The sequence below is a fragment of the Crocosphaera watsonii WH 8501 genome (assembly GCF_000167195.1).
Classification (GTDB): Bacteria; Cyanobacteriota; Cyanobacteriia; order Cyanobacteriales; family Microcystaceae; genus Crocosphaera; species Crocosphaera watsonii.
Window position 1 is genome coordinate 17,116 of sequence record NZ_AADV02000019.1, and the last position, 19,899, is coordinate 37,014.

Below are 19,899 nucleotides of genomic sequence, written 5' to 3' on the forward strand. Positions count from 1 at the left end.
ATATTTATGATTTTCTGTCAAGGCGAAACTCCTAAAGCTAACAGGTTTGTGCAAGTTTTGCACAAGCTACCCTAACGTCTGAAGACGAAACATTTTTGGAGAGAGGTTTTATTATTATCTATGAAAGTCACTTTAAACTGGGTGACTAACTTATCCGCCTTTGTGGCTTTCAACTCCTGTCTCCGTAAAGATTAGGAGAAATATGTTTACGTCTGCTTAGATATTGTATTAGTTGAATAAACTTTTGGTGTTGACTTGAAAAACTAGCTCTGATAAATTACATTCATCGAAAAAACATCGTCAATCAGACAAAGCTACGTTCATATAATCTGTATATGAACTCACTGAAGTTTGTTCTTTACACTGAATAATCAATTTTTGTGGGACGTGGTCTATTAAGAAACAGGAACATTATTTAGTTATCATTGTCAAAAAAATGCCTTAAACAAGCATAAATAGTCCAAAAATATCGCATTAATTATTTATAAATCAGTATGTATTCTAGGGGTTTTATGACAAACAAATACTCAACTTTAATAGCACTTTTGAAACATAGAGCTTGTTCCGAGCCTCATAAAACAGCATTTTTATTTTTAGAAGATGGCGAAACCGAGACAGAAACCCTGACTTACCGACAGTTAGATGAAAGGGCGAGAGCGATCGCCGCGACATTACAAGCATTCGGCTTACAAGGGGAAAGAGCATTACTACTCTATCCTTCAGGATTTGATTATTTAGCTGCTTTTTTTGGTTGTCTCTACGCAGGGGTGATTGCTGTCCCGGCATATCCCCCAGGAAGTAAAAGAAAAACATCCAGAATAGAGGCAATTGTCGCTGATTCGGAAGCGAAAGTTATTTTAACAACTAATACTCTACTATCAAAAATAAAATCTTGGTTTTCTAATACAGAAACTCAGAATAGTTTGCAGTGGCTAACCACAGATAATCTGGATAACAGTATTCAAAATACCTGGCAAGAATTAGAGTTAAGTGAAAACACAATTGCTTTTCTACAATATACCTCTGGTTCGACCGGAACACCGAAAGGAGTAATGGTTAGTCATGGAAATATGCTGCATAACGCAGCAATGACCAATCGTTGGATGAAATATTCTCCTGAAAGTAAACTTGTATCTTGGCTGCCTATCTATCATGATATGGGATTAATTGGGGGGATACTACAACCTATTTATGGCTGCTTCACCTGTGTCTTGATGCCTCCAACTGCTTTTTTGCAACGCCCTTATCGTTGGCTGCAGGCAATTTCCCGTTATGGTGAGACTACTAGCGGTGGACCCAATTTTGCTTATGAACTCTGTTGTGAAAAAATTACCGCCGAACAACGGTCTTCCTTAGACTTACGAAGTTGGCAAATGGCTTTCAACGGGGCTGAACCTATTCGATCTGAAACACTACAACGTTTTAGTGATACCTTTGCTGAGTGTGGTTTCAGTTCTCAAGCTTTTTATCCTTGTTATGGTATGGCAGAAGCAACTCTACTTGTTTCCGGAGAGAATAGGGAGAGCAGAGAAGACAACAACAGTGGCAACCCCTCTTATAAAACTAAAAGTATCGACAGATCCGCTTTAGCCGAAGATCGCATTGTGGAAGCTAAACAGGAAAATGATGCTGGTAAATCACTTATCCCTGAGAAGACAGACACAATAAGAAATGTTCCCCAGAATTTTGTGAGTTGTGGTGAAAGCATTCCTGGGCAAGAAATTGCTATAGTCAATCTTGAAACATTTACTAAGTGTCAACCTAACTCTGTTGGAGAAATTTGGGTACGTGGTCAAAGTATTGCGCAAGGTTATTGGAATCGAATACAAGAGACCGAACAAACATTTAAAGCTCGTTTAACAAACAATGAAAAAGATTATTTTTTACGAACTGGAGATTTAGGTTTTTTAGACGAAGAAGGTGAACTATTTATTACTGGTAGGTTGAAGGATTTAATTATTATTCGGGGACGTAATCTTTACCCTCAAGATATTGAACTCACAGCAGAAACCAGTCATCAGGCTTTACGTTTGGGAAGTAATGCAGCTTTTGTAGTTGAGGAAAATAAAGAAGAAAAATTAGTTATTATCCAAGAATTAGAGTTTCGAGCTAAACCCAATCTGGAAGAAGTCCTCATTGCTATCCGACAAGCAGTTACAGAATTTCATGAAATCGAAGTTTATAGCGTAGTCTTGATTAAACCAGGGAGAATTCCAAAAACCTCCAGTGGAAAGATTCAACGCAGGGCAACCCGTCAAATGTTTTTAAAAGGTACTTTGGATATCGTTGCTAATAGTGTTCTAGAGACAGAGAAAGTTGTTGGCATAGAGACGAAGTTAACAAGGAGAGAGCTTTTAGAACTATCTAAGCAACAATCTCAATCAGAATTAGAAATCTATTTGCGATCGCTTATTTTATCTATCCTGAGAAGAACCGATCAAGATATTGATCTAAACACACCATTAACCAATTTAGGATTAGATTCTATAAAAGTATTTGAATTTAAAAACAAGATTGAGGAAGATATGGGAGTCACTATACCCATAGAAGACTTTTTTGCTGAATTAAATATTAAATCACTTTGTAATCAAATATTAGCTCAACTTGATACACCTGTAGAGGCATCAAGAGCAATCATTCCAACTCACCGAGATGGTAATTTTTATCAGTTATCCTTTGCTCAAAAAAGAATCTGGTTTTTAGCAGAACTAGAACCAGATAATCCCTTCTACAACATTTCTGGTACGGTTCGGATACAAGGACATTTGAACTTGGAAGTATTAGAACAAAGCTTCAACGAAATTATCCGTCGTCATGAAACTCTCAGAACCAATTTTCAGACCAGAGATGGCAAAGCAGTGGCCGTAATTGCCTCTGAAAGACCAATAAAACTATCAATAGTAGATGTTAGTTCTTTAAGTGGTTCAACTCAAGAAGAAAAAGTCAAACAAGAAACAGCAGAAGAGGCAGAAAAACCTTTTGACATCAGCAATGACCCTTTGTTGAGGGTCAAATTATTACGCCTTGAACAAGAAGAAAATCTCATTCTTGTGACCCTGCATCATATCATCTCTGATGGTTGGTCAATTGGTGTCTTACTACAAGAGTTAACAACACTTTATACTAACTTTTATAATCAAGAGCCTCTTGCCCTTCAAGAACTACCAATACAGTATGTAGATTTTGCCGCTTGGCAGAGACAATGGTTACAAGGAGAAGTCCTCGAAAATCAGATGTCTTATTGGCTAAAGCAACTAGAAAATGCGCCAGAAGTATTGGAATTACCAGCAGATAACCCTAGGCAAGCTATTCAAAGCTATCGTGGGAAAATCTACTCCTTTAACCTATCAAAAGAACTGTCTACATCTCTAAATGAATTGAGTGAGCAACAGGGAACCACATTATTTATGACCCTATTAGCAGGTTTCCAAACCTTACTATGGCGTTATACGGCACAAGAAGATATTGTGGTAGGTTCCCCCATTGCTAACCGTAATCGAGCAGAAGTAGAAGGGCTAATTGGCTTTTTTGTCAATAGCCTAGTATTAAGAACGAACCTCGCAGGAAATCCCAGCTTTGAAGAACTATTAAAACAGGTACGAGAGGTAGCACTGGGAGCGTATGCCCATCAAGATGTACCCTTTGACTTATTAGTGGAGCGACTGCAACCAGAGCGACAATTAAGTCATAATCCACTATTTCAGGTGGTATTTGCCCTTCTCAATACCCCTATGTCAGATTTAGATTTACCGGATGCAACGTTAACTGTATTGCGGAATGATAGTGGCATAGCTCGGTGTGATTTAATCTTATACATGACAGAAACTGAGTCAGGGATAGCAGGGCAATTTGAATATAATACAGATTTATTTGAGGAAAAGACAATCTCAAGAATGGCAGGGCATATTCAAACCCTATTATCAGCCATAGTAGAAAATCCTCAACAAAAAGTCTCTGAAATCCCCTTACTAAGAGCCACAGAACGTCATCAGTTATTAGTAGAATGGAATGAGACAGAACTTGAATATTCTCAAAATAAGTGTATTCATCAGTTGTTTGAAGAACAAGTTAAAACAAAACCAAATGGTATAGCAGTGGTGTTTGAAGAGCAACAATTAACTTATGAAGAACTGAATAAAAAAGCCAATCAATTAGCCCATTATTTAATCAAGTTGGGAGTGAAGCCCGATAGCTTAGTAGGAATATGTGTAGAACGTTCTCTGGAGATGATTATTGGGGTATTAGGCATCTTAAAAGCAGGAGGAGCATACCTTCCTATTGACCCTGATTATCCACAAGAACGAATAGAATATATGCTAACGGATTCAGAAGTTAATATTTTATTGACTCAAGAAAGATTAGTAGAAAAATTACCTGAGAATAATAGTCAAATTATTAGTCTAGATACTGATTGGTCACAGATCGCCACCAAAAGTGACATCAATCTCAATCAGGAGATAAATGCTGAGAATTTAGCCTATGTAATTTATACCTCTGGTTCCACAGGCAAGCCAAAAGGTGTCATGATTGAACATCAAGGAGTTTGTAACTTAGCCCAAGTTCAAAGAGAACGATTTAAAGTCAACTCTTCAAGTCGAATATTTCAATTTGCCTCCTTTAGTTTTGATGCTTGTGCTTGGGAAATAGTGATGGCATTGCTATCAGGAGCAAGATTAGTCATCACAGACAAAGACAAAAAATTGCCAGGAGAAAATCTGGAGAAAACCCTGAATGAGTATGGAATTACACACATAACATTACCTCCTTCAGCCTTAACCGTAATGTCTCCTGAAAATTTAACCCAAGTCAAAACAATCATACTAGCAGGAGAAGCTTGTCCAGGAACATTAGCAGCTTTATGGCAAGAAGGAAGAGACTTGTTTAATGGTTATGGTCCAACAGAAGATACAGTTTGTGCCACAATCGGAGAATATCAACAAGACTTAGAAAAACTTCCCATTGGTCGTCCTATTGCTAATCAACAAGTTTACATTCTAGACAAAAATTTAGAACCAGTACCCATAGGTGTATCAGGTGAACTGCACATAGGAGGAGATGGGTTAGCCAGAGGCTATTTAAACAGACCTGAATTGACAGCAGAAAAATTTATTAGTAACCCTTGGAACTCTGCTGAAAAATTATATAAAACAGGAGATTTAGCCAGATATTTAGCAGATGGAAATATTGAGTTTGTGGGAAGAATCGACGATCAAGTAAAGATACGAGGTTTCCGCATAGAATTAGGGGAAGTTGAAACAGCACTTGATAGTCATCCCCAAATTCAACAAGCTGTGGTCATTCCCCGAGAAGATGGTCCAGGGAATAAACGCCTTATTGCCTATGTAGTTTGCGACGGAAAAAATCAATCTCAACCTACCGAGGAACTAGAATCATCACAAATCGACCAATGGCAACAACTTTGGCAACAAACATATGGTCAGAGCGATGGGGAGTCAGAAACCATTGAAAAACCCACCTATAACACCATCGGTTGGAAAAGTAGCTATACAGGTGAGGACATCCCCGTTGAGCAGATGTATCAATGGGCCGATAACACCGTCAAGCGGATTTTAACATTACAACCAAAACAGGTTTTAGAGATTGGTTGTGGTTCAGGAATGTTATTGTTCCAGATTGCCCCTCGTTGCTTGAGTTATTATGGGGCTGATATGAGCGCACCAGCTTTAGATTATGTTGGGGGGCAAATTAAGAAATTAGGAGAGAGTTTCGCTAATGTCAGTCTCCAACAAAAACTAGCTCATGATTTTACGGATGTAAAAGAAGGTAGCTTTGATACTGTTATCATCAACTCAGTTGTACAGTATTTTCCCAATATTGATTATTTAGTAGAGGTTTTACAAGGTGCAGTTAACAGTTTGGTACAAGGAGGCCGCATATTTGTCGGCGATGTTCGTAGTTTACCCTTATTAGAAACTTTCCATACAGCCATCAATTTTGAGAGAGCTTCAGATTCATTAAGCATTAACGAATTCAGAAAGCAAATAAAAACTTCTTTCAATCAAGAGAAAGAATTGGTCATTGACCCGGCCTTTTTCCTAGCGTTAAGGGAGCATTTCCCCCAAATCACACAGGTGGAAATACAGCTAAAACAAGGTGATTATCATAATGAACTTACTTTGTACCGTTATGATGTAATACTCCATGTTGCCCAAGGAGTGTCGAATCCAGTCACCCCTCAATGGCTCAACTATGACCAAGACGGTTTAAATTTAGGCGCTATTAAGCAACTTTTAGTTGATGAGCAACCAGAAATTATCGGTGTAAGAAATATACCAAATGCTCGTTTGCTCAAGGAAGTAACCTTGGAAAAAGAGCTTTCTCAAGCTATTGCAGAAGCAACCGTTGGTCAATTGCGTGATATCTTGCAACAGCAAAAACTTGTTGGAATAGAACCAGAAGAGTTATGGGGTTTAGACAAGGATTTCCCTTATTCAGTACATATTAATTGGTCATCTCTTGGTGATAATAGTTGCTATGATGTCATTTTTGTGCGGAAGGAATCCCAACAGGGGCAACAGAAGATAATTCCTAACTTTGGAGTTAATTCTGCTGTTAAACCATGGAGTGCTTATGCTAACAATCCTTTGCAGCAAGAGTCGAATCGAAATCTGATTTCGCAACTACCTGAGTTCCTCCTTTCCAAATTACCAAATTACATGGTTCCCAGTGCGTTTGTTACTTTAGAAGCACTACCCTTAACCCCCAATGGTAAGATTAATAGGAAAGCATTACCAGACCCCTTAGAAACACAAATATTATCAGAAGAAATAGTCCTCCCCTCGACACCAATTGAGGAATTATTAGCAGATATTTGGACTGAAATATTGGGGATAGAAACAGTAGGAGTTAATAATAACTTCTTTGAATTAGGAGGACATTCCTTAATTGCTACTCGTGTTGTTTCCCAAATTCGACAAGTATTTAACGTAGAACTTCCTTTACGTAGTTTATTTGAAAAACCGACCATTGCTGAGTTAGCCAAAGAAATTGAAAAAGTAATCAATTCAGATGTAGAGGTTGAGTTCGTTAGTATTGAAAGAGTTTCTCGGAATAGAGAATTACCCCTATCCTTTGCCCAACAAAGACTGTGGTTTTTAGCTGAACTAGAACCAGATAGTCCCTTTTACAACATCTCTGGGGCAGTTAAATTACAAGGACAATTAAATGTAGAAGCCTTAGAACAAAGCTTCAACGAAATAGTCCGTCGTCATGAAAACCTGAGAACCAATTTCCAAACCAGAGACGGTCAAGCAGTAGCAGTAATTTCCCCTGAAAGACCCTTAAATCTATCAACAGTAGATATTAGCTCTCTCAATGGTTCAACTCAAGAAGAAAAAGTAAGACAAGAGATTACAAAAGAGGCAGAAAAACCCTTTGATATTAGCAAAGACCTTCTACTCAGAATAAAACTATTACATCTTGGAGAAGAAGAAAATATAGTCTTAGTGACCATGCATCACATCATCTCTGATGGTTGGTCAATGGGTGTCTTCATCAAAGAACTAGGAACACTTTATACGAACTTCTGTAACCAAGAACCCATTTCCCTCCAAGAACTACCAATACAATACGTAGACTTTGCAGCGTGGCAAAGAGAATGGTTACAAGGAGAAGTCCTAGAAAATCAAGTTTCTTATTGGCTCAAACAATTAGAAAACACACCAAAACTATTAGAATTACCCACAAATAAGCCAAGACCTGCAATTCAAACCTTTAATGGTGCAACCCATTCATTCGAGTTATCAAAAGAACTCTCTTTAGCTCTAAATAAATTGAGCCAGCAGAAGGGAAGCACCTTATTTATGACTCTCTTGGCAGGTTTCCAAACACTGCTATGGCGTTATACGGCACAAGAAGATGTTGTAGTAGGTTCCCCAATTGCTAACCGTAATCGAGGAGAAATAGAAGGGCTAATTGGCTTTTTTGTCAACACCTTAGTATTGAGAACAAACTTAGCAGAAAATCCCAGTTTCTCTGAATTATTAGAACAGGTTAGAGAAGTAACATTAGGAGCATACAGCCATCAAGATGTACCCTTTGAGTTATTAGTAGAAAGACTACAACCAGAAAGGGATTTAAGTCATAGTCCACTCTTTCAAGTGATGTTTGTGCTTCAAAATGCACCCATGTCAGCCTTAGAATTACCAGGTGTAACTTTAACCTCATTAGAAAATAAGCATCAGACAGCTAAGTTTGATTTAAGTCTGTATATGACAGAAACAGAATCAGGGTTAGTGGGTAACTTTGAATACAATACAGATTTATTTGAAGAAAAGACAATTACGAGAATGGTGGGACATTTAGAAAGATTATTGTCAGCCATTGTTGCTAACCCACAACAGCCTTTGTCAGACTTACCTTTGCTTAGTGAACCAGAGCGACATCAATTATTGTGGGAATGGAATCAAACAAAAGTTGAATATCCTCAAAATCAATGTATTCATCAATTATTTGAAGCCCAGGTAGAAAAGACTCCCGAGGCAGTAGCAGTAGAGTTTGAAGGGCAAAAATTAACCTATCAAGAACTTAATAAAAAAGCCAATCAAGTCGCTCATTATTTGCGTTCTTTAGGAGTCAAACCAGAAGTATTAGTAGGAATTTATATTGAACGTTCTTTGGAAATGGTGATTGGACTCTTAGGCATCCTCAAAGCAGGTGGAGCCTATGTTCCTCTAGAGCCAACTTATCCCACAGAGCGTATTCAGTACCTCCTGGAAGATTCAAAGGTTGCTATTTTATTAACTCGAAACCATTTAATAACAACCTTACCCGAGTATCAAGGGCGTATTATCTCTTTAGATACAGACCCCGAATTGATGACTATTGAGAGAAAAGATAACCCCGTTAGTGGATTATCAAGGGATAATTTAATTTACATTATTTATACTTCAGGCTCCACAGGAAAACCAAAAGGAACCATGAATACTCATCAAGGAGTAGTTAATCGTTTACTTTGGATGGAAGAGACTTATCAACTAACCTCCAGGGATAAAGTTTTACAAAAAACTCCCTTTAGTTTTGATGTATCTGGTTGGGAATTTTGGTGGCCATTAATGACAGGAGCTTGTTTAGTGGTAGCTCAAACAGAAGGACATAAAGACCCATCCTATCTCATCAAGTTGATAAAAGAAAAACAAATAACAATCCTTCATTTTGTGCCTTCGATGTTGCAGATATTTCTCGAAGAAGCAGATGAGGAATCATGTAGTAGTTTGAGAAAAGTATTTTGTAGTGGAGAAGCATTAACAGTTGCCTTGCAAGAGAAGTTTTTGAGCATTCTAAAAGCAGAATTACACAATCTTTATGGGCCAACAGAAGCAGCTATTGATGTCACCTTCTGGCAGTGCCAAGTAGACAGTAAGCTATCAAGTGTACCTATTGGTCGTCCAGTAGCTAATACTCAGACATACATTTTAGATGCTAATTTGCAACCTGTTCCGGTGGGTGTACCAGGAGAATTGTATTTAGGGGGTGTGCAGTTAGCACGGGGTTATCTAAACCGGCCAGAATTAACAGCAGAAAGATTTATTGAAAATCCATTTAGTGAAGACTTTAGCTCCCCCCGTTTATACAAAACAGGAGATTTAGTCCGTTATCTTGCTGATGGCAATATTGAATATTTAGGTCGTATAGACAACCAAGTTAAAATACGAGGTTTCCGCATTGAGTTAGGGGAAATAGAAACTTTATTAGCTTCTCATCCGGAAGTTTTGGAAACAGTTGTCATACCTAAAGAGGAAACACCTGGGAACAAACGCTTAGTAGCTTACCTGGTGATAAGACCAGAAATAACTATCAAAATTGAGGAAATAAGACAATTTCTCAAAGCAAAATTACCAAATTATATGATTCCCAGTGCATTTGTCACCTTAGAAGCACTACCACTAACTCCTAACGGAAAGGTTGACCGAAAAATATTATTAGAATCTCAAGAAGAAATCAGCCGAAGCAAGGAATATGTAGCTCCAGAGACAGAAATAGAGGAAACCTTAGTCAAAATTTGGCAAGAAGTTTTGCTCCTGGAAAAAGTGGGCATCCACGACAACTTCTTTGAAATTGGTGGAGACTCAATACTTAGTATTAAAGTAGTTTCCCGAGCTAAAAATGCAGGTTTACAGATAAGAAGCAAACAAATATTTGAAAATCAAACCATAGCAGAATTAGCTCTAGTAGCCAAGATAAAAACAGAAACCATCGCTGAACAAGGGATAGTAACAGGAATAGCCCCTCTAACACCAATTCAAAAATGGTTCTTAGACAAAAATCCTAAAGAAGCTCATCATTTTAACCAATCAGTAATATTAGAAATTCCAGGGGAAATCGAAGCAGAAATTGTAGAAAAATCGGTTCAAAAATTATTAGAACATCATGATGCCCTACGGTTAAGGTTCAACAGAGAAACATTAGAAGATAAACAAATAAACGAAGGTTTAGGAGTAACAAACCTATTAACGATAGTAGATTTGTCATCAACCCCCAAAGAATATCAAGGGGAAAGAATAGCAGAAATAGCCACAGAATTTCAAGGAAGTCTAAACTTGCGAAATGGTCCATTAATGCAAGTTGTGCTATTCAATCTAGGAGAAGCAGATAACAATCGGTTGCTAATTATTATTCATCACTTAGTAGTAGATGGAGTGAGTTGGCGAATTTTATTATCAGATCTAGAAGAAATATCACAAAAACTAACAGCACAAGAGCCAGCCAAACTAAGAGAAAAAACAATAGCATTTATCAAGTGGGCAGAAGAATTAAACAAGTATGCACAAACTGAAGAAGTAGAAGCAGAGTTAGACTATTGGCTATATAAAAATTGGACAAAAACTGGAGTAATACCCTTAGATTGTGAAGAAAAAGAACCAGAAAATCTAGTAGGAGATGTAGTTCAAGTATCGAGAAAACTGAGTGTAGAAGCAACCAGAAAATTACTAGGAGAAGTAAATGAAGCTTACAATACACAGATTAATGACATACTACTAAGTGCCTTAAAAATAGTATTGGGGGAATGGACAAATTCCTCAAGCGTAATAATAAACTTAGAAGGACATGGCAGAGAAGAACTATTTGAGGAAGTGGACTTATCAAGAACAGTGGGTTGGTTTACCAGTTTATTCCCAGTGCTATTGGAAACACCAGAACAGATACAAATAGGAGAAATTATTAAATCAATAAAAGAACAACTAAGAGAAATTCCCAATCGAGGAATGGGCTACGGAATCTTGCGTTACTTGAGTGAATCCCCTGATATAAAGGAAAAAATAGCAGCAATTCCCCAGGGGGAGATAAGTTTTAATTACTTAGGACAATTTGACCAAGTAGGAGAAGAGACTGGATGGAAATTTGCTAAAGAACCAAAAGGAGTTAATCAGAGTTTAAAGCAGAATCGTGACCACATTCTTGATATTAATAGTTTGATAATAGAAGGAAAATTACAGATAGAGTGGACTTACAATAAGAATCTTCATAGTCAGGAAACTATTGAAAAGTTAGCCAAAAAATATCTAAAGACTCTCGAAAATATAATAGAACATTGTCAACAAGAAGAAACTTTTGGGTACACACCAAGTGATTTCCCCTCTGCTCAGTTGAATCAATTACAAATCGATGAGTTGTTAGCTGGATTCAAAACTAAAAACATCTCTTCAGTATATCCCTTATCTCCCATGCAAGAAGGAATGTTATTCCACACAATTTCTGAACCAGAAAGTGGGGTATATTTTCAGCAAATAGCATTGGGATTAACAGGTAATATCGAGTTATTAGCCTTTGAATCAGCTTGGCAAAAAGTGGTAGATAGACATTCGGTATTACGGACATTCTTTGTTGCCGAAGATGTAGAAAAACCATTACAAATCGTTCTTAAACAAGTGAAACTACCTTGGGAGAACATGGATTGGAGAGGTTTATCTCAACAGAAACAACAAGAACAACTAGACGAATTATTATCAAGTCAAAGACTCGAAGGATTCCAGTTAAACCAAGCCCCCTTGATGAAGTGTATCTTAATTGAACTCAGTGAAAATAACTACAAATTTGTACTGAGTAGCCACCACATTCTCATGGATGGATGGTGTTTACCAATTATCTTTAAAGAAGTTTTAAGTATCTATGAAGCTGAGATTCAAGGGAAAAATTTTAACTTACCAAGACCGCGTCCTTATGAAGATTATATTGATTGGTTGAAACTTCAAAATAAAGAAACCGCTTCTCAGTTTTGGCAAGAAACCTTACAAGGATTCACTGCACCCACTCCTCTAGTAGTAGAAAAAAGTCAGTATCAGACTCAACTAAATAAATCAAATTATCAAGAAATTGAATTACGTTTGTCTCCTCAACTGAGCAGAGAATTACAAGCTCTAAGCCAGAAATATCATCTGACTTTATCCACCATAATGCAAGGGGTCTGGGGTTTACTCTTAAGTGGTTACAGTGGGGAAGAAGATATAGTCTTTGGGGTGACGGTTTCAGGTCGTCCCCCTAGTTTGCCTGAGGTAGAAAAGAGAGTTGGATTGTTCATCAATACCTTACCATTGCGTATTCAAATCCCCCCCCAACAGCAGTTAATTCCTTGGTTGGAAGAAATCCAACAGTTAATGTCACAAGCACAGGATTACGCTTACACACCTCTAGTTGATATTAAAGCTGTAAGTGAGGTGCCTGGGGGAATGCCTCTGTTTGAAACGATTATGGTGTTTGAGAATTATCCCATAGGCCGTTCTTTAACAAAAGATAGTGCATTAGAAATAAGCAAAATACAGTCTTTTGAACAAACTAATTATCCCTTAACTGTAATGGCCGTACCTGGAGAGCAGTTATTGATTAGGGTTAGTTACGATACGGTTCGTTTTGAATCAGAGACCATTGAGCGAATGTCAGAACATTTAGAGACTATGTTCTCAGCAATAGTTAAAAATCCTCAACAACGAGTAAGGGAAATACCTTTATTAACAGAAACTGAGCGACATCAATTATTGTGGGAATGGAATGATACAAAAGTTGAATATTCTCTCTTATGCGTTGATCAACTATTTGAAGCCCAGGTAGAAAAAACACCCGATGCAGTAGCAGTGGAGTTTGAAGACCAAAAATTAACTTATCAGCAACTAAACACCAAAGCTAATCAACTCGCTCATTATCTGCGTTGTTTGGGAGTAAAACCAGAGGTATTAGTAGGAATTTGTGTCGAACGTTCTTTAGAAATGGTGATTGGACTCTTAGCCATCCTCAAAGCAGGTGGAGCATACCTCCCATTAGACCCTAATTATCCTCAAGAAAGAATCCAATTTATCCTAGAAGAAACCCAAGTCCCAGTATTGCTAACCCAAGCATCTCTTCTGGATGCAATGCCGAAACACAGAGCGCAAGTGCTTTGTATCGATAAGGATAGTCCCGATATTGAACAGCAAAGTCAGGAAAACATCACCTCTGAAGTAACTACAGATAATTTAGCCTATACCATCTACACATCAGGTTCCACAGGCAAACCCAAAGGAGTACAAATTCCTCATAGTGCATTAAGTAACTTTTTGTTCTCCATGAAAGAAGAACCAGGGTTAAGCTCAAAAGATACCTTATTAGCAGTAACAACTTACTCCTTTGACATTGCTGCTTTGGAACTATTCTTACCCCTGGTAGTAGGCGCACGTTTAATAGTCGCTTCTCAGGAGATAGTTGCAGACGGAACCCAGTTATTAGCCACACTGACAGACTCAAAAACCACCGTGATGCAAGCCACACCTGCCACCTGGAAGCTACTCATAGCAGCAGATTGGCAGGGGAATGAGCAACTAAAAGTTCTCTGTGGAGGTGAAGCCTTACCCTCACAACTAGCCAGCGAATTATTGGAAAGATGTGAATCATTATGGAATATGTACGGTCCAACAGAAACCACTATCTGGTCAGCCGTATCTGAGATTAAGACAGATAGTCAACTGATAAGCATTGGTAATGGTATTGCCAACACACAACTATATATCCTAGACCAATCAAGTCAATTAGTACCAGTAGGAGTAGTAGGGGAGTTATGTATTGGTGGGATGGGATTAGCAAGAGGCTATTTTGAGCGTCCTGAGTTAAATAAAGAAAAATTTATCTATAACCCCTTTAGTGAAGAAGAAAGTCGGATCTATAGAACTGGGGACTTAGCCAGATATTTACCCAATGGAGAGATAGAATATCTTGGTCGTATAGACAACCAAGTTAAAATACGAGGTTTCCGTATTGAGCTAGGAGAAATTGAAACACAAATAGCTCAATATACAGCAGTAAAAGAAGCCGTGGTAATAGCGAGGGAAGATATAGCAGGGGATAAAAGATTAGTAGCTTATATTGTTCCTCAAGAAGAGTTAGCAGTTAATCCCAGTGAGTTGAGGGAATTTTTAGGAGAAAAACTGCCTAATTACATGATTCCCAGTGCTTTTGTCATGTTAGAAAAATTACCCCTAACACCCAATGGCAAGATTGATCGCAAAGCATTACCGGAACCTCAAGAAACAGAAATATTATCAGAAGAAATAGTCCTCCCCTCAACACCAATTGAGGAATTATTGGCAGGTATTTTGTCAAAAATATTGGGCATAGAAACAGTAGGGGTTCATAACAATTTCTTTGAATTAGGAGGACATTCCCTAATTGCTACTCGTGTTGTTTCCCAAATTCGACAAGTATTTAACGTAGAACTTCCTTTACGTAGTTTATTTGAAAAACCGACCATTGCTGAGTTAGCCAAAGAAATTGAAAAAGTAATCAATTCAGATGTAGAGGTTGAGTTCGTTAGTATTGAAAGAGTTTCTCGGAATAGAGAATTACCCCTATCCTTTGCCCAACAAAGACTGTGGTTTTTAGCTGAACTAGAACCAGATAGTCCCTTTTACAACATCTCTGGGGCAGTTAAATTACAAGGACAATTAAATGTAGAAGCCTTAGAACAAAGCTTCAACGAAATAGTCCGTCGTCATGAAAACCTGAGAACCAATTTCCAAACCAGAGACGGTCAAGCAGTAGCAGTAATTTCCCCTGAAAGACCCTTAAATCTATCAACAGTAGATATTAGCTCTCTCAATGGTTCAACTCAAGAAGAAAAAGTAAGACAAGAGATTACAAAAGAGGCAGAAAAACCCTTTGATATTAGCAAAGACCTTCTACTCAGAATAAAACTATTACATCTTGGAGAAGAAGAAAATATAGTCTTAGTGACCATGCACCACATCATCTCTGATGGTTGGTCAATGGGTGTCTTCATCAAAGAACTAGGAACACTTTATACGAACTTCTGTAACCAAGAACCCATTTCCCTCCAAGAACTACCAATACAATACGTAGACTTTGCAGCGTGGCAAAGAGAATGGTTACAAGGAGAAGTCCTAGAAAATCAAGTTTCTTATTGGCTCAAACAATTAGAAAACACACCAAAACTATTAGAATTACCCACAAATAAGCCAAGACCTGCAATTCAAACCTTTAATGGTGCAACCCATTCATTCGAGTTATCAAAAGAACTCTCTTTAGCTCTAAATAAATTGAGCCAGCAGAAGGGAAGCACCTTATTTATGACTCTCTTGGCAGGTTTCCAAACACTGCTATGGCGTTATACGGCACAAGAAGATGTTGTAGTAGGTTCCCCAATTGCTAACCGTAATCGAGGAGAAATAGAAGGGCTAATTGGCTTTTTTGTCAACACCTTAGTATTGAGAACAAACTTAGCAGAAAATCCCAGTTTCTCTGAATTATTAGAACAGGTTAGAGAAGTAACATTAGGAGCATACAGCCATCAAGATGTACCCTTTGAGTTATTAGTAGAAAGACTACAACCAGAAAGGGATTTAAGTCATAGTCCACTCTTTCAAGTGATGTTTGTGCTTCAAAATGCACCCATGTCAGCCTTAGAATTACCAGGTGTAACTTTAACCTCATTAGAAAATAAGCATCAGACAGCTAAGTTTGATTTAAGTCTGTACATGACAGAAACAGAATCAGGTTTAGTGGGTAGTTTTGAATACAATACAGATTTATTTGAGGAAGAGACAATTACGAGAATGGTGGGACATTTAGAAAGATTATTGTCAGCCATTGTTGCTAACCCCGAACAGCGTTTGTCAGACTTACCTTTACTTAGTGAACCAGAGCAACATCAATTATTGTCTGAATGGAATGAGACAAAAGTTGAATATTCTTCCTTATGCGTTCATCAGTTATTTGAAGTTCAGGTAGAAAAAACACCATTAGCAGTAGCAGTAGAATTTGAAGACCAAAAATTAACTTATCACGAACTGAATAGAAAAGCTAATCAACTCGCTCATTATCTGCGTTCTTTGGGAGTAAAACCAGAGGTATTAGTAGGAATTTGTGTAGAACGTTCTTTAGAAATGGTGATTGGGCTATTAGCCATCCTTAAAGCAGGAGGAGCATATCTACCATTAGACCCTAATTATCCTCAAGAAAGAATCCAATTTATCCTAGAAGAAACCCAAGTCCCAGTATTGCTAACCCAAGCATCTCTTATGGATACAATGCCAGAAAACACAGCGCAGTTGGTTTGTATAGAGAAGAATAGTCCCGATATTGAACAACAAAGTCAAGACAATCTTATTTCAAACTTAACAACTGATAATTTAGCCTATACCATCTACACATCAGGTTCCACAGGGCAACCCAAAGGGGTACAAATTCCCCACAGTTCCTTAAGTAACTTTTTGTTCTCCATGAAAGAAGAACCAGGGTTAAGCTCAAAAGATACCTTGTTAGCAGTAACCACTTATTCCTTTGATATTGCCGCCTTAGAATTATTCTTACCCTTGATAGTTGGCGCACGTTTAATAGTCGCTTCTCAGGAGATAGTTGCAGACGGAACCCAGTTATTAGCCAAACTAACAGACTCAAAAACCACCGTGATGCAAGCCACACCTGCCACCTGGAAGCTACTCATAGCAGCAGGTTGGGAGGGGAATGAGCAACTAAAAGTTCTCTGTGGAGGTGAAACCTTACCCTCACAACTAGCCAGCGAATTATTGGAAAGATGTGAATCATTATGGAATATGTACGGTCCAACAGAAACCACTATCTGGTCAGCCGTATCTGAGATTAAGACAGATAGTCAACTGATAAGCATTGGTAATGGTATTGCCAACACACAACTATATATCCTAGACCAATCAAGTCAATTAGTACCAGTAGGGGTAGTAGGAGAGTTATGTATTGGTGGGGAGGGATTAGCAAGAGGCTATTTTCAGCGTCGGGAGTTAAATAAAGAAAAATTTATCTATAACCCCTTTAGTGAAGAAGAAAGTCGGATCTATAGAACTGGGGACTTAGCCAGATATTTACCCAATGGAGAGATAGAATATCTTGGTCGTATAGACAACCAAGTTAAAATACGAGGTTTCCGTATTGAGCTAGGAGAAATTGAAACACAAATAGCTCAATATACAGCAGTAAAAGAAGCCGTGGTAATAGCGAGGGAAGATATAGCAGGGGATAAAAGATTAGTAGCTTATATTGTTCCTCAAGAAGAGTTAGCAGTTAATCCCAGTGAGTTGAGGGAATTTTTAGGAGAAAAACTGCCTAATTATATGATTCCCAGTGCTTTTGTCATGTTAGAAAAATTACCCCTAACACCCAATGGCAAGATTGATCGTAAAGCATTACCAGTACCTGAAAAAACACCAATATCATCAAATGAGATAGTGCTTCCCTCAACACCTATAGAGGAGTTATTAGCAGGTATTTGGACTGAAATATTGGGGATAGAAACAGTAGGGATTCATAATGACTTCTTTGAATTAGGAGGACATTCCTTAATTGCTACTCGTATTATGTCCCAAATTCGACAAGTATTTAACGTAGATATTCCCCTGCGTAATTTATTTGAAAAACCTACTATTGCTGAGTTAGCAAAAGAAATAGAAAAAGTAATTAATTCAGATGTAGGGGTTGAAGTCGTTAGTATTGAAAGAGTTTCTCGTGAGCAAGAATTACCCCTATCTTTTGCTCAACAAAGACTATGGTTTTTGGCACAAATAGAACCAGACAGTCCATTTTATAATATGTCCAGTACGATAGAAGTTGAAGGTTCTATTAATGTTGCAGTCTTAGAACAAAGCTTTAACGAAATTATCCGTCGCCATGAATCTTTACGTACTACCTTTGCTATGGGAGAAAATGGTCCCATACAAATAATTGCGCCTGAACAAAGCATCAAAATTACAACCATTGACTTGCATAATTTAGATGTTAATGAGCAAACGGAACAGGTGCAGAAACTGGCATTGGAAGAAGCTCAAACACCTTTTAACTTAGCAGATGGTTTATTAATACGAATCAGTCTATTACAGTTAGGGGAAAGAAAAAATGTATTGTTACTTAACATACATCACATCATCTCTGATGCTTGGTCAATGGGTGTATTGGTCAAAGAATTAGCAACATTTTACGAAAATTTGGTCAATGACAAGCCGGTACAATTACCTGAACTTCCCATCCAATATGCAGACTTTGCTGTTTGGCAACGACAACCATTACAAGCCGAAAAATTAGACAAACAACTGGCTTACTGGAGACAACAACTGAGTGGGGTTCCTGATAGCTTTAATATCCCAACAGATAAACCCAGACCTGAGCTTCAAACATTTCGAGGTGCAGTTAGCGAGTTTAGCCTATCTACCGAATTATCTGAAAAGGTTACCCATTTAAGTCGTCAAGAAGGGGTCACTTTATTTATGACTTTGCTGGCTACGTTGCAACTATTACTCTACAAATATAAAAAACAAAAAGATGTTTTGGTGGGAACGGATGTTGCTAATCGTAACTATAAAGAAGTTGAATCATTAATCGGTTTCTTTATCAATATTTTGGTTTTACGGGCTAATTTTTCTGGTAATCCCACTTTTCGAGAATTACTAGAACAGGTACGCGAGGTGACTTTGGGAGCTTATGCAAACCAAGACTTTCCCTTTACCAAATTAGTAGAAACTGTGCGTCCAGAAAGGAATCTCAGCCGTACACCTTTATTCCAAGTCTTATTTGTTCTTAATAATACCCCCATACCTCAATTAGAAGTTTCTGGTCTAAAATTTACGCCTCTCATGGTTGATACAGAAACAAGTAAATTTGATATGGCTTTATTTGTTTCAGAGACAGAAACAGGTTTGAAAGGGATGTGGCAATATAACAGCGATCTTTTCGATCTTTCCACAATGACTCGCCTCTCAGCACAATTTGAGACCCTTCTTAATAACATTGTTAATCAACCAAATACCAGTATTGAATCCTTAGAAATACTAACAAAAGAGGAACAAGACAAAATGAAATTAGCACAGACTAAAAACAAAAAAGCCAGGTTAATGAAGTTAACTAAGATTAAACCCAAAGCAGTCAATGTTCCAAAAAAATTAGTTAATACCTCTTTGCTTGACCCAGATAACTTATTACCCCTAGTAATAGAACCTGATCACGAAGATACTCAACTAGCAGGATGGGCTAAAAATCAGAAAGAATTTATTGAAAGCAAATTACTTGAACATGGAGCAATTTTATTCAGAGACTTTAAAATTGATTCAGCAACTGAATTTGAAAACTTCGCAAGTGCTATCTGTCCCAATTTATTTGGAGAATATGGAGATTTACCTCGTGAAAATTCCGAAGGAAAGGTTTATGGAGCCACTGTTTACCCAGCAGATAAATCTATTTTATTCCACAATGAAAGCTCCCATTTACAAACTTGGCCGATGAAAATTTGGTTTTTCTGTATGCACCCAGCAGAGCAAGGAGGCGAAACTCCAATTGTGGATTGTCGTAAAATTTATCGCTCACTTAATCCTCAATTGCGAGAAAGATTAGAGCAGAAACAATTGATGTATGTTCGGAACTTTATCCGAGGAGTAG

At 37.8% G+C, this 19,899-nt stretch carries 1 protein-coding gene; it reads left to right on the forward strand.

Features of this window, described 5'->3' with window-relative positions:
- Positions 1-545: 545 nt before the first annotated feature.
- Positions 546-19,899: non-ribosomal peptide synthetase (locus CWATDRAFT_RS14255; protein WP_198138986.1), on the forward strand; the 19,354-nt coding region annotated here is incomplete at its 3' end.